Origin of the sequence: Acinetobacter terrae (assembly GCF_002135195.1) — a bacterium.
Classification (GTDB): Bacteria; Pseudomonadota; Gammaproteobacteria; order Pseudomonadales; family Moraxellaceae; genus Acinetobacter; species Acinetobacter terrae.
On sequence record NZ_NEGF01000015.1, the window covers coordinates 13,237 to 26,198 of the forward strand.

Consider the following 12,962-nt stretch of genomic DNA (forward strand, 5'->3'; position numbering starts at 1 on the left):
TTTTTAACTGATTCTAAGTCAGCGTTATTTTTTACGTAATGCATCTTGGCATTCAGGTGCATCACAATAACCATAAAGATTTAAAGAGTGACCTGTCAAAGTGAAGCCATACTTTTCAGCCACTTCATGTTGCTGAGTCTCAATCACGTCATTGGTAAATTCAACGACTTTGTTGCAATTCTGGCAAACAATATGATCATGGTGATCTTCTTGCATAATTTCGAAAACGGAATGATTATTTTCAAAATGATGACGTTGAATAATACCTGCAGCTTCAAACTGTGTTAACACGCGATACACAGTTGCTAAACCGACATCTTCACCCTGTTCAAGTAAAGTTTTATAAATGTCTTCTGCGCTTAAATGGTGTTGTCTTGAATTTTCTAGTAATTCCAATATTTTTATTCGTGGAAGCGTAACTTTAAGTCCAGCTTTGCGTAAATCTTGATTTGAAATAGGCATGTAAAAAGGTCTCTCAACAAATTTAAAGTTGGAATATGCAACAAAGTTTAGATGCAGTATGATCTATCCGTGGATCAAATGCATCATAATTAATTTGGGATAGTGTAGCAAAATGCAAAAAATCATGTTGACGTTGTTCGTCACTTCACTGCTCGCAGGCTGTTCGACCTTGGGCGTGTATAAAGTTGATATTCCGCAAGGGACGCCATTAACTCAAGCACAAGCTTCAAAAATTCAGGTCGGTATGAGTCACCAACAAGTTCGCTTCTTGCTCGGTAGCCCTACAGTTTCAGATCCAATGAATCCTTTACGTTGGGACTACATCTACAACTATACGCCAGGAACATATGCTAAAAAAGCCAACATTCCTGCAGCTCACGGTCAACATTTAAGAATTTACTTCGATCCAACAGGCACTGTCATAAAAATTGAAGGTTTGGAAACAATTCCAGAATCTCAACCTGGCTTACCAGGATCAAAAGAAGCAATTCTCAATGCGCCCCCACTATAGCCACTTTAAAATAAAAATAAACCCCTCAATGAGGGGTTTTTCTTATCACTTCAATTGTTTAAAGCGATTTCCGCGACAATAAAGTCCGACTGGATTTTCTGCAGCACGTTTTCGGCGAATATCCTTCGGATTGATCGTTAATGCGCGATAAATCTCGACACGATCACCGACTTGTAATATTTGATTCGGATCTTGTAATCGAACCCCAAAGATCCCCAATGAAAGTGGTTCGGGTAAATCAATTTGTGCCCGAATACCACTTTGCTCAATCGCATCTAAAGCAGTCATACCGTGTTGAAAAGGGACAGCCAGATGAAACTGTTGATCCTGAGCCGCATACGCCACCCAAACCTGTTGTATCTCACTCATTAGACCAATTGTCCAATAATAGCAATCATCGCCAAGATGATCGATACAGGGAGCACCACACGTACTGCAATACGCCACAAGTTATAAAATAGCTCATTGCTGAAATTCATAGATTTACGTAAATGGCTAATTTTCATGATCCATCCAGCAAAAATGGCATAGATCAAGCAAATCACTAAGCCCCAAAGCATAAGTACTGTATTAAAAATTGGACTTATTGCAGGAATGGCCCAAACGAACACAGCAGCCAAGATCACGAGCCATTGAATAGCGATATTCAGTTGACGTTGCAGTAATTGTTCACGTGCCATATTGAGTAAAAGTGCAGATGCACTCACTACAGCAACCACAAACGCAAAAGTTGGAATTTGAGCATTGGCAGCAAAGAAGCCAAAAGCAACCACTGCTAATAATTGCGCAATCCAGATCGGTAATGCTGTTTTGGTTGCAACATCTTGTTGATTAACCGTCGGCAAACTACTTTGCCAGTACAAGCCCATACCTAAACCGCTAGCTACGAGTGCCAATACGGTCGCACTACCCCACTCGCTAAATTCAACTGGCGTCACTTGCCAAGCAGGCAAAGCCGTTCCCATCATATTTGCTAGAATCAAGGAAGCTAAAACACCCACAACACTTAAGATAACAATAATCTTTCGAGCTGCAAATGAAAGTGCAATTGCAACAACTGCTAAGCCAACGAACAAGAGATTAGGCGCAATCCCATTGAAAGCAAAATGACCCAATAACTGGCTTGCATTAGACAGCATGCCGCCTGCCAAGAAAGGAATAAAGACAACCGCTAACCAACCGACTACACGCCATTTTTGTGATGCATCTGCATCACGCGTCAAGTTAGACAATGCATTTAACGCTGTGGTTTTTGAGCGCTTCGCCAAGGCAATTTCTAAATAACAGATCGGTAATGCCAAAATAAGCATAGTACCTAACCATAACAACCAAAAATCAAGTTGACGATCAACCTGAATCCCTACAATCGGTGCTAATGTGGCAATGATGATAAAAGATAAACAAAATGCCATCAGCGGTGATAGCCATCGTGACATAGCATTGTCCTGCATGATGCGTTCCTAAAAAAAGTCTTTCGCTATTTTGCCTTTGTCATGAGGGAAAATCAAAAAGAAAAAAGCAAACCATCATGTCTAATGATTTGCTGCGCAAGATTATTATGACTTTTATTTGTTGTTATCCCGTTTATTTTTCTTTATGAAAAGAAACGAGCAAACCAGTTTTTACCTGTTTTCTTTTCTTTTTCTTTAATGATTCCCATCATATTTTCTTTTACTGCACCCACATAATCAGCATCATCGTGCTGAATATGATTAATTAGCCATTTTGAAAGCACTTCATGCAATTCACCTTCAATGGCTTGTCCCAACTCAAAACGGTCACGGTAAGATTCAATCTTTTTAATAAATAAATCATGTACACGCTTATGCGGTACGCGGTATTTATAACCAGCTTCTTCTTGCAAAGACTCTTCAAAAGTAAAATGCGATTGCGTGTAATCAATAATATTTTCAAGAATTTGTTTAATACGGGCACGATCCGTATGTTCTGCAACATCATCAATTTCATTGATATAATCAAGAATTCGTTTGTGTTGATCGTCAATCACATCGATACCAGTATTATATTCCGGAACCCATTTCATTTTCATTACGACCACCTATAAAATATATACGATTCACCACATAAATTGATAATATATTGATTTTTAACAAATAAAAATCAACCAAAACAGTTGGTTTTAAACCAAAACCCATATAAAAAATATAAGCCAATGATATATAATGTTTTTTAACAAAATACCAACCAAAAGAATAAAGTATTTTTTAACCAATATAATCTCCTAACAGGATTATTAATGATCAAAAAACCACTTAAATAACGATTAAATTATTAAAAAAAATAAAATACTTAATTTAAATTTTTAAGTAAAAAATGAGTGAAAATAAAATAATAGGGATTGATATAATTTTAATTTGCAGAATAAACATATTTTAAAATTAAGAAAATTTGTTAAAGTTTTAGTATTATAAAAAATACAGTTTAAAGTATAAAAATTAAAAATCTTATTATCATATTAGTAAAAGAAATTAATATTTCAAATATATTACAGAAATAAAGCAAAAATCTATAAAGATATTAAATAGAAAATCTTTATAGATTTACACATATTTAGCTTTTATTGACTAATATTGATCTGCTTTGGTGATTCTTTTTAATTCTGGATTTAATCTTTCACGCTCAAGCCGTTCTATATAAGTCAGTTGTTTTCTAATGGGACGGCCATCCTGAAATAAAATCATTTCTCCTGGTTCAAAGGCTGTCCACACTTCATTCTGCGTTAAAGGCTCTGTGGTAATTACGGCGACACGATCTTCAGGTGTTGTAACCTGACTGAAATCAACTTCGACATCCAGATCAATCAATTGAGCTGGTTTAAATGGGTATTCTCGTACCAGCCAATGCAATTTGGTGATGGCATATGTAAATAAAGCCTGCCCATTCGACAAGCAAAAATTAAACGTGCCATGTTCGGCAATTTTGGGGGACACTTCAGCCAATAAATCAAAAATTTGATCCAGCTTCGGTTCATGATAACCAAATTTAAGCACCAACTGATCGAGTAAAAAACAAAAAGCCCGCTCACTGTCAGTATTTCCTACAGGAGTAAAACGACCGGATAAAGTGGGATTAAAACCATGCAAATCGCCATTATGGGCAAAAATCCACTGACGTCCCCACAGTTCACGACTGAATGGATGCGAGTTTTCTAAATTAATTTTACCTTGCGTCGCTTTACGAATATGGGCAATCACATTGCGTGATTTGATGGGATAATTACGCACCAGTTCAGCAATCGGTGATTCAACTGCAGATTGGTTATCGACAAAAAGTCGGCAGGCTTTATCTTCAAAAAAGGCGATACCAAAACCATCACAATGGTCGGATGTAATGCCCGCACGTTGAGAAAAACCACGAAATGAGAAAGTCACATCCGTTGGTGTAGCACAATTCATTCCGAGCAACTGGCACATAGTCTTGATCAAACAGCAAATACATGATTTTTCTATTTTGCATGACTGGACTGGACGTTGCAAATCTCAATTTACAATACCCATCACTATTTTATGCATTAGCTCAAGAATGATGCTCAACTACTTAATTTTATTAAAAATTCAATTGATGCAGTCTAAACAAGACAATAAAAAAAGCCTCACAAGGAGGCTTTTTTAAAATGACTGATTTAATGTTTGGCGCGGTTGGTAATTAAAGTCCCTACGCCATGATCTGTGAAGATTTCCAACAAGGTTGCATGTGGAACACGGCCATCCACAATATGCGCGCTTACAACGCCACCTTTCACAGCATCTAGCGCACAACCCACTTTAGGAATCATGCCACCATAAATCACGCCGGTTTCGATCAAACGATCGACTTCTTGAGTGGTTAAACCTGTTAGCAGGTTTTTATTTTCGTCGAGAACGCCAGTAATATTGGTCAGAAGAATAAGTTTTTCCGCACCTAAAGCCTCAGCCACTTTACCCGCAACTAAATCGGCATTGATGTTGTAAGTGTTACCTTCATCATCTACGCCAAGCGGTGCAATCACAGGAATGAAATCACTGTTAGTGAACATTTCAAGTACGTCAGTTTTCACACCAACCACTTCACCCACCAGACCTAAATCAATCTGTGTTACTGTGCCGTCTTCAGCGGTTTTTTCCATCAACAGCTTTTGCGCGCGCAGCAAATTACCATCTTTACCCGTTAAGCCAATGGCACGACCACCATGCTGGTTAATCAGGTTGACGATAGATTTATTGACACTGCCACCCAAAACCATTTCAACCACTTCCATGGTCGCAGGATCAGTTACACGCATTCCATCAATACGGTCAGATTCACGACCGAGCTGCTTTAAGAATGAGTCCACTTGTGGACCACCACCATGCACCACGATTGGATTTAAACCGACAGTTTTTAACAATACAATGTCACGTGCGAACGAGCTTTCAAGCTCTGGATCGGTCATTGCGTTGCCACCATATTTCACTACTAGCGTCTTACCCGCAAAACGTTGAATGTACGGCAAAGCTTCAGTCAAAATTTGTGCTTTGTCGATGCCAGTATGCTGATGTGGCATTCGCCTCTCCTTATTGAGCATCTAAAATGTCTTGTGCGATTTTAGGATATCGATCACTTAACATGGAAACAAATGTGTTTCGAATCGCGTTTAATCTTACAGGATTGTCCGCATCAAAGCGTACTGTAAAATATTCACCTGTATTCGATGCTCGAATAATGCCAAATCCATCTTCAAAATCAAGTCGTACACCATCAATTTTACTTAATTGTGCGTCCAAATTATGACTTTTAACTTCAACATCATGCAATACCGCTGCAGGTTCTTCACTATGGGTACTAATGTAGAGATCTTCAGTACAACTGCGCTCAGGATAAGCCTTCAATGCTTGTGATAGGGTTAAACCCGGTTGTTGACTTAAATACTCGAGCACACGTAAGGCTGCATATAAACCATCATCATAGCCAAAACCACGCCCGTCATTAAAAACATAATGACCTGCGTATTCTCCGCCAAAGACTGCTTTGCCTTTAGATTGCGACATATAAGTACGCAAGAAAGAACTGCCTGTACGAATCATTTTCGCTTGTCCACCTAAGCGATGAACGGTATTCCTCACCATGGTCGAACATTTCACATCGTAAACAATTTCATGACCAGGATGCATTTTCAAACACATCTCTGAAAATAAAGCCAGTAATCGATCTGCTGAAATAATCAAACCATGTTCATCAATTAACACCAGGCGATCACCATCACCATCCAGTGCAATACCCAGATCAGCTTGCTGTTCAAGTACAGCTTTTCGTAATTCAACAAGATGTTTTTCTTGTGAAGGATCAGGTGCATGATCGGGAAAATCACCATTGGCATCACAACGGATGGTTATAATCTCGCAACCTGATTTTTTTAACACCAATGCAGCACAGCGCCCTGCCGAACCATTTAAACCATCGAGTACAATTTTAAAAGGGCGCTTTAACTGGATATCTTGTAATAATGCCTGCTGATACTCGAGACAATATTGAACCAAAACTTCATGCTGAACGGGTTTGATCACTAATTTTTCTGATGGATCAAAAGCGCTACTTGCACTTATACCGACTTGTTGAATCATGTCTGGACAGGGTGGCTCATTTTGGATAATCCACTTAATTCCATTATCTGTTTTAGGATTATGACTTGCCGTAAGCATGATCCCATTACCATCAAATTGACGGGCAATAAAATATAATAATGGTGTCGAACAACAACCGATGATGGTCGCATTCAATCCTTTTTCTTCACATACTTGTCTAATGATTTCTGCATATTCTGGACTTGTTAAACGCGCATCATAACCAATAGCAAGTCGAGTCTGTCCAACCTTCTGATATTGGGCAACCAATCCATAGGCAATTGCTTTTACAATTTCAGGTGTCAAAAGTGATACTTTTCCACGAATATCATAGGCACGAAAAATTTGTGCCGGAAATTTTTTATTCTTAAAATTCATGATGATTTCTTCTACTTACAGTAGCCCATAAAGTGAAAATCTTATGGAATGCTTAATGAAGTCAGTATTCACAACCAGTGCATCATCTTAAAGGAAGAGATTAACATTTTAAATGCATTTCATATTTTTAAGCAATGGTAAAAAAATCTTACAAATAACTTTCAAGAAATAGGATATTTAATTGAAAAATAAATCTTTTATTCAATTTTAAAACAAATATTCTTAAATATTTTTTATTTAAAAACCAGTTATTTACAAAAATAAAACAAGAGTTTATCTGAAGATAAAAAACACACTATAAATAATGCTTGTGACTTTAATATTGTAAATTTTTATTTATGGAATTCTTTTATTATAAAGATGATTAAAGTTTCAAATATAAACATGCTATAAAATAAAGAATAAAACCTGATAAAAAAACAACTATTGCTGTTCATTTATCAGGTTATAAATTCTTTAAACTCAATCTACAGTTTAGCCTTTACCGGTATGACCAAAACCGCCTGCACCACGTTCAGTGGCAACAAACTCTTCCACTTGTTCAAATTCAGCATGCACTACAGGAACAAGCACATATTGAGCCAAACGCTCACCTGGCTCTAAAGTAAATGCGGTTTGGCTACGGTTCCAAACCGATACCATCAACTCACCCTGGTAATCTGAATCAATTAAGCCCACAAGATTACCCAGAACAATCCCGTGTTTATGTCCTAAGCCAGAACGCGGTAAAATCAAACCTGCAAAGTTTGTATCTTCAATATAAATCGCCAAACCTGTTTTAACCAATACAGTTTGACCCGGTTCAATTACAGTCGCTTCTTCTACACAAGCACGCAAGTCTAAACCTGCCGAACCCGAAGTCGCATAGGTTGGCATAGGCCATTGGCTGCCTAAACGTGTATCGAGTACTTTAACTTGAACTTTCATCTGTTCTTTCCTAATTGCATGGTTTAAATAGTGTATTAACGCTTAATCAGCGCACGTAAATTTTCGAGATAATGCTGTGCTTGCAATTTTGGATCAATATTGCCTGCCAATTTTTTCTTGCGACCCAGCCAGTCCAAATCATCTTGCGGCAATTCATCGAGGAAACGACTTGGCGTCATTTGCTTCATTTGACCGCCATTTTTACGCTGTTCAGCTAGCGTAATGGTTAAGCCTTGGCGTGCGCGAGTGATTCCCACGTACATCAAACGGCGCTCTTCCTCAACGGTTTCCGCAGCAATGGAATTTTTATGCGGTAATAATTCTTCTTCCAAACCAATCAGATACACATAAGGGAATTCAAGACCTTTTGAAGCATGCAAAGTCAGTAAGTTAACCTTGTCGGTATCTTCCTCTTCCTTCTGCTGCTCGAGCATATCCAGCAACACCATTTTACGAATCACGCTTTCAATGTTTTTCTCATCGACATCTTCAGCACGATTAATCAAACTTTGAATACTGCTGTACAGGATTTCAATGTTATCGATCTTGGTTTTTTCTTGCGCTGGTGTTGCCGCCTGCTCTTTGATGTAATCGATATACCCGGCTTCAAGCATCATCTGACGAATGATCGGCACAGGCTCGTCATCTTCGAGCAAGTTACGGGTAAAGTTAGCAATAAAATCGGCAAATTCTGCCAGTTGTGTGGTGGCCTTTTTCGGCATCACCATGGTCAAGCGCTGATCACCCGCTGCGGTTAATAACGACAAATGATTTTCTTGCGCGAATAATCCCAGCTTTTCTAAAGTCACCGGACCAATCGCACGTTTTGGCGTATTAATAATCCGTAGGAATGCACTGTCATCTTCTGGATTAATGATGATGCGCAAATAACTCATGATGTCTTTGATTTCAGCACGGCCAAAGAATGACTGACCACCCGACAACTTATATGGAATTTGCATTTGGCGCAGTTGGGTTTCTAAAACACGGGCCTGGAAATTACCGCGATATAAAATCGCATAATCTTTCCAGTTTTTACCATTCATCAATTTATGCGTGATCACGTCTTTCACTACGCGTTCTGCTTCATCATCATCATTACGGCAGGTAATGACACGAATCACGTCACCATGACCTTTATCAGACCAGAGCTTTTTATCAAAAATATGTGGATTGTTACCAATCACGGTATTGGCTGCTTTCAAAATACGACTGGTCGAACGATAATTTTGCTCGAGTTTAATCACTTTTAAATTCGGAAAATCTTCTTTCAACAATGCCATATTTTCTGGCTTTGCACCACGCCATGCATAGATCGACTGGTCATCATCACCAACCGCGGTGAATTGTCCCATCACCCCGACAAGTAATTTCACCAAAATATACTGCGCAGTATTGGTATCTTGATATTCGTCGACCAACAGATAACGGACACGGTTCTGCCATTTATCGCGGACTTCGGCATTTTCTTGTAATAAACGTGTTGGCATCACGATCAAGTCATCGAAATCTACCGCGTTATAGGCACGCAAGTTGCGCTCATACAGTTGATACAAATGCGCAAATTGCACGTCTTCTGCTGTCTCACAGGTGGTATGTGCTTGCTCGGGTGGAATCAGGTCATTTTTCCAGTCCGAAATCATTTTCATGGCTTTGGCAATAAGCTCTTTACTTTCTGCACCTGACAAATTATCACGATGCATTAAGTCCATAAGAATGCGCTTGCAATCATCGGCATCCAAAATTGAAAAATTATTTTTTAATGGGGTATGTTTAATTTCTAAACGAAGTAAATTCAGACCAAACGTATGGAAGGTTGAAACAGAAAGACCTTTGGCCTCTTCACGAGATAATAATTTTCCGACACGCTCTTTCATTTCACGTGCAGCTTTATTGGTAAAGGTCATGGCCGTAATGCGATGTGCAGGAATACCGCAGTTCTGAACCAAATGTGCGACTTTTCGCGTAATAACGGACGTTTTACCTGAACCTGCCCCTGCAAGTACTAACAAGGGTCCTTGAGTGTATTTCATGGCTTCAAGTTGCTTGTCATTGAGTTGACTTGCCGACGACATAGTATTTCCTCGTTTTGATTCGAGCTAGATTATAGTCGTCTAAACCAAACTTGCATAACCTAAAATACAGATTTGACATTCATAAAAAAACCACCCGAAGGTGGCTTTTTTATTACAAAACTAAACTTATTTAGTTTCGTAAACAGAAATTTCTACACGACGGTTTTGTTCACGACCCGCAGCTGTTGAGTTATCAGCGATTGGAGAAGTTGAACCATAACCTTTAGCTGTCATGCGTGAGCTTGAAATACCTTGTGAAGCTAAATAATTTTTCACAGAGTTCGCACGGCTTTGAGACAATGGGTTATTGATTGCATCAGTACCGGTATTGTCTGTATGACCATGAATAACCAAAGCTAATTTGCTTGCAGTACCATCTTCACGAAGAACTTTAGCAACGTCATTTAACGCTGACTGGAACTGTGATTGAATAGTAGAAGAATTCGTAGCAAATGTTACGCTTGGCATAACAAGATTAATCGAACCATCTGCATTACGGCCTACATCTACGCCAGTGCCAGCCAATTCTTGACGAAGACGTTTTTCTTTCTTATCAAGAAGTAAACCTGCACCACCGCCAACAACCGCACCAATGGCAGCAGCTTGACCCATTTTATCTTTGTCAGCATTAGAGTATGCAATACCAGCACCCAATAAAGCACCTAAACCTGTACCAATTGCGGCTTTGTCATATTCCATATTTTGACAACCCGAAAGTGCCAAAGCCCCAACTACAGCTGAAATTACTAGTGCACGCATCGCATGCCTCCTTCTTGTGTTTTGTTGTATAGTGGAATGATGGATTAAAAAAAATGGGCATACCATTGATTTTTTGTAAATAATAAAAGCTTTAGTTACATTTTGTAATACTTTATGCTGATGAGCAAGCTATCTTAGTCACAATTTCTACATAGTTGCATGAATAGACTTTTTTATTTCAAATTCTACAATTATATTAAATGGTGAAAAAACATTAGACGACTTCATCTTAGGACCGTTCTTATATGTCATCGCAAATCAAGAAACAATCCCTATTAAAAAAAATATCTCGCGGATTAACTGTAGCATCCGTGATGAGCGGAAGTACTTTTTTTCATGGTCCTCCCGTTCTCGCATTGGGATTGACTAAACTAGTCAAAAAATCACGTAAAATTGATGAAACTAATATTCAGATTACCAACAGTTGGCTCAGTGTTAATAATTGGCTGATTGATCATGTCTTACCTCATTTAAAATGGGATATCAGTATTGATGACGATTTAGATCTGAGCATGCAGGGTCGTTACCTGATGACCTGTAATCATCAAAGTTGGGTCGATACCACTGTGAATCAATATTTTGGTTTAACCCGCATGCCCCTGACCCGTTTCTTTACCAAGTGGGAACTGATCTTTATTCCTTTCGTTGGACAAGCCTTTAAAATTTTAGGTTTTCCAATGATGAAACGTCATAGCAAAGAACAAATTGCTAAAAATCCGGAGCTTAAAAAACGTGATATGGAAGAATCACGCAAAGCCTGTGAACAATTATTAAGTCAACCTTTTACCTTGCTAAACTATTTAGAAGGTACCCGCTTCACCCCAGAAAAGCATGCAGCACAGCAATCACCGTATAAAAATCTACTCAAACCTAAAGCGGGCGGTTTAGCTTTGGCCTTAAATATTTTAGGTGACAAAATTGATGCCTTGGTGGATATGACCATTGTTTATCCTGATGGTGCACCAGGCTATGGCGATTTTTGGTTAGGAGATGTCAATCGTATTGCAGTCAATCTGCGTAAAATAGATATTCCAAGTTGGGTGTTAGGCGGTAATTATGAAGATGATGCCGAATATCGTGAACACTTTCAGCAATGGGTGCATGAATTATGGACCGAGAAAGATCAACTGATTGAACGCATGAAGCAAGACTTGGCTGCAAAAGCATAAATAGCATTTAAGGAAGACAATGAAGCAAAATGACAAAATAGCCAAGCCAACTTTTCATTTCGTGAAAAAAGACTCTTGGGGCTGGAAAGTTGCACTGTGCTATGACATTTTCATGATGGTTCTGATCATCATCAACTTGTTCTGCTTAAGTGCCAATGCCATCCTGATGAGTGATTTTGGTGGCTGGTTATTTAGCTTCATTCATCTTCCTGAACTATTGCAGTTTTATCGGTCAGAATTACGTCCTTGGGTGATTATTACCGAAAGTTGGTTTACCAGTTTTTTGGTGATTGAATTGCTGATCCGTTGGGGAATTGCCATCATCGGGCAGCATCATAAACGTTGGTTTTTCTTTCCTTTTATTCATTGGTACGAAATTCTGTCGATTATTCCGCAACTGCGTTTTTTGCGTTTATTACGTGCCGGTTCGATCGCCTACAATCTGCATGAACATGGCTATAAAGTGATTCCGAACAGTTGGTATAAGCGCGCCAAGTTTTATTATCATCTGCTGCTCGAAGAACTGACCAGTCGCATTGTCATTACAGTTTTAGACAGTATAAAACACGAACTTTCTACTAGTACCACGCATAAAAAACTGATTGAAGATTTAGTTTCCCATCACCGTGAAATGTTCGCCACTGCCCTTGCCGATATTTTGCAAGAATCGTTGGGCAAAGAGTTACAGGCACAAAGAGTGACCATTGCAAAAAATGTCGGCAGTATTGTCAATCAGGCCATTGAAGATACGCCCGAATTAACACAATTATTACGTTTAATTCCAATTGTCGGTGGACGTATAGAACAACAAATCCAAAGTATTGGGCAGCGTTTGGGTGAAAATATTACCCAAGGTCTGATTGAACCATTCGCTCAAAATAATAAAAATAAAGAAAATCTGGCTTATTTAGAAATTTCAAATAAAATCAGTCAAATACAGTTTGAAAATAATACCCATGTTGAAAAACTGGTTGAGTCTGCCGTTTTTGAAAGCTTAGAGGCGATTCGCCAACAGGTTAAAGTAAAACAATGGCAACAAATGCTGGAACAACATGATCAAGTTAAAGAATGATCATCAGAT

The 12,962-nt window shown here is 38.7% G+C and carries 13 protein-coding genes; 3 read left to right on the top strand and 10 right to left on the bottom strand.

All coding sequences use genetic code 11. The features are described from left to right. Window positions 1-24: 24 nt before the first annotated feature. Window positions 25-462: a ferric iron uptake transcriptional regulator gene (fur, locus tag B9T23_RS14435; RefSeq protein ID WP_067723906.1), complete on the bottom strand. Its 438-nt coding sequence runs from the start codon at window positions 460-462 to the stop codon at window positions 25-27. A 112-nt stretch (window positions 463-574) separates the two neighbouring features. Between fur and B9T23_RS14440 the strand changes: the two genes are divergently transcribed. After that, window positions 575-973: an outer membrane protein assembly factor BamE gene (locus B9T23_RS14440; protein WP_067723905.1), complete on the top strand. Its 399-nt coding sequence runs from the start codon at window positions 575-577 to the stop codon at window positions 971-973. Window positions 974-1,018: 45 nt separating this feature from the next. Here B9T23_RS14440 and B9T23_RS14445 read toward each other — a convergent pair whose 3' ends face one another. The 9 genes from B9T23_RS14445 to B9T23_RS14485 form a co-directional block, all read right to left on the bottom strand. After that, on the bottom strand, window positions 1,019-1,342 hold the full coding sequence (locus B9T23_RS14445) for an RnfH family protein (RefSeq protein ID WP_086194585.1): 324 nt from the start codon (window positions 1,340-1,342) through the stop codon (window positions 1,019-1,021). Then, complete coding sequence (locus tag B9T23_RS14450; protein WP_086194586.1) at window positions 1,342-2,424, bottom strand: SLC5/6 family protein; 1,083 nt, start codon at window positions 2,422-2,424, stop codon at window positions 1,342-1,344. The genes B9T23_RS14445 and B9T23_RS14450 overlap by 1 nt, the downstream gene beginning before the upstream one ends. Window positions 2,425-2,567: 143 nt before the next feature. Further along, window positions 2,568-3,023 carry a bacteriohemerythrin gene (locus tag B9T23_RS14455; RefSeq protein ID WP_067723902.1) on the bottom strand — a complete coding sequence of 152 codons (456 nt, stop codon included), beginning with the start codon at window positions 3,021-3,023 and terminating at the stop codon, window positions 2,568-2,570. Between the two features lie 535 nt (window positions 3,024-3,558). Then, window positions 3,559-4,407, bottom strand: a complete 849-nt coding sequence (locus B9T23_RS14460; RefSeq protein ID WP_067723901.1) for a class II glutamine amidotransferase — start codon at window positions 4,405-4,407, stop codon at window positions 3,559-3,561. Window positions 4,408-4,616: 209 nt separating this feature from the next. Next, a complete protein-coding gene (argB, locus tag B9T23_RS14465; RefSeq protein ID WP_086194587.1) occupies window positions 4,617-5,516 on the bottom strand; it encodes an acetylglutamate kinase in 900 nt (299 codons plus the stop codon). 10 nt (window positions 5,517-5,526) lie between these two features. Beyond that, window positions 5,527-6,951: a phosphomannomutase/phosphoglucomutase gene (locus B9T23_RS14470; RefSeq protein ID WP_086194588.1), complete on the bottom strand. Its 1,425-nt coding sequence runs from the start codon at window positions 6,949-6,951 to the stop codon at window positions 5,527-5,529. Between the two features lie 474 nt (window positions 6,952-7,425). Continuing rightward, window positions 7,426-7,878: a dUTP diphosphatase gene (dut, locus tag B9T23_RS14475; protein WP_067723898.1), complete on the bottom strand. Its 453-nt coding sequence runs from the start codon at window positions 7,876-7,878 to the stop codon at window positions 7,426-7,428. A gap of 35 nt (window positions 7,879-7,913) precedes the next feature. Next, window positions 7,914-9,953 (bottom strand): DNA helicase Rep, encoded by a 2,040-nt coding sequence (rep, locus tag B9T23_RS14480; protein ID WP_086194589.1) that lies wholly within the window; start codon window positions 9,951-9,953, stop codon window positions 7,914-7,916. A 126-nt stretch (window positions 9,954-10,079) separates the two neighbouring features. Continuing rightward, on the bottom strand, window positions 10,080-10,712 hold the full coding sequence (locus B9T23_RS14485) for an OmpA family protein (RefSeq protein WP_086194590.1): 633 nt from the start codon (window positions 10,710-10,712) through the stop codon (window positions 10,080-10,082). Between the two features lie 245 nt (window positions 10,713-10,957). On the opposite strand from B9T23_RS14485, the gene B9T23_RS14490 reads away from it, so the two are divergent. Both B9T23_RS14490 and B9T23_RS14495 read left to right on the top strand, forming a co-directional pair. Then, the gene (locus B9T23_RS14490) at window positions 10,958-11,881 is read left to right on the top strand and encodes an acyltransferase (protein WP_086194591.1); all 924 of its coding nucleotides are present in this window, start codon (window positions 10,958-10,960) and stop codon (window positions 11,879-11,881) included. A 19-nt stretch (window positions 11,882-11,900) separates the two neighbouring features. Continuing rightward, a complete protein-coding gene (locus B9T23_RS14495; protein WP_086194592.1) occupies window positions 11,901-12,953 on the top strand; it encodes a hypothetical protein in 1,053 nt (350 codons plus the stop codon). Window positions 12,954-12,962: the final 9 nt, after the last annotated feature.

Coding starts and splice junctions, on each gene's coding strand:
- fur (WP_067723906.1), bottom strand. CDS start 462: ATGCCTATTTCAAATCAAGATTTACGCAAAGCTGGACTTAAAGTTACG.
- B9T23_RS14440 (WP_067723905.1), top strand. CDS start 575: ATGCAAAAAATCATGTTGACGTTGTTCGTCACTTCACTGCTCGCAGGC.
- B9T23_RS14445 (WP_086194585.1), bottom strand. CDS start 1,342: ATGAGTGAGATACAACAGGTTTGGGTGGCGTATGCGGCTCAGGATCAA.
- B9T23_RS14450 (WP_086194586.1), bottom strand. CDS start 2,424: ATGCAGGACAATGCTATGTCACGATGGCTATCACCGCTGATGGCATTT.
- B9T23_RS14455 (WP_067723902.1), bottom strand. CDS start 3,023: ATGAAAATGAAATGGGTTCCGGAATATAATACTGGTATCGATGTGATT.
- B9T23_RS14460 (WP_067723901.1), bottom strand. CDS start 4,407: ATGTGCCAGTTGCTCGGAATGAATTGTGCTACACCAACGGATGTGACT.
- argB (WP_086194587.1), bottom strand. CDS start 5,516: ATGCCACATCAGCATACTGGCATCGACAAAGCACAAATTTTGACTGAA.
- B9T23_RS14470 (WP_086194588.1), bottom strand. CDS start 6,951: ATGAATTTTAAGAATAAAAAATTTCCGGCACAAATTTTTCGTGCCTAT.
- dut (WP_067723898.1), bottom strand. CDS start 7,878: ATGAAAGTTCAAGTTAAAGTACTCGATACACGTTTAGGCAGCCAATGG.
- rep (WP_086194589.1), bottom strand. CDS start 9,953: ATGTCGTCGGCAAGTCAACTCAATGACAAGCAACTTGAAGCCATGAAA.
- B9T23_RS14485 (WP_086194590.1), bottom strand. CDS start 10,712: ATGCGTGCACTAGTAATTTCAGCTGTAGTTGGGGCTTTGGCACTTTCG.
- B9T23_RS14490 (WP_086194591.1), top strand. CDS start 10,958: ATGTCATCGCAAATCAAGAAACAATCCCTATTAAAAAAAATATCTCGC.
- B9T23_RS14495 (WP_086194592.1), top strand. CDS start 11,901: ATGAAGCAAAATGACAAAATAGCCAAGCCAACTTTTCATTTCGTGAAA.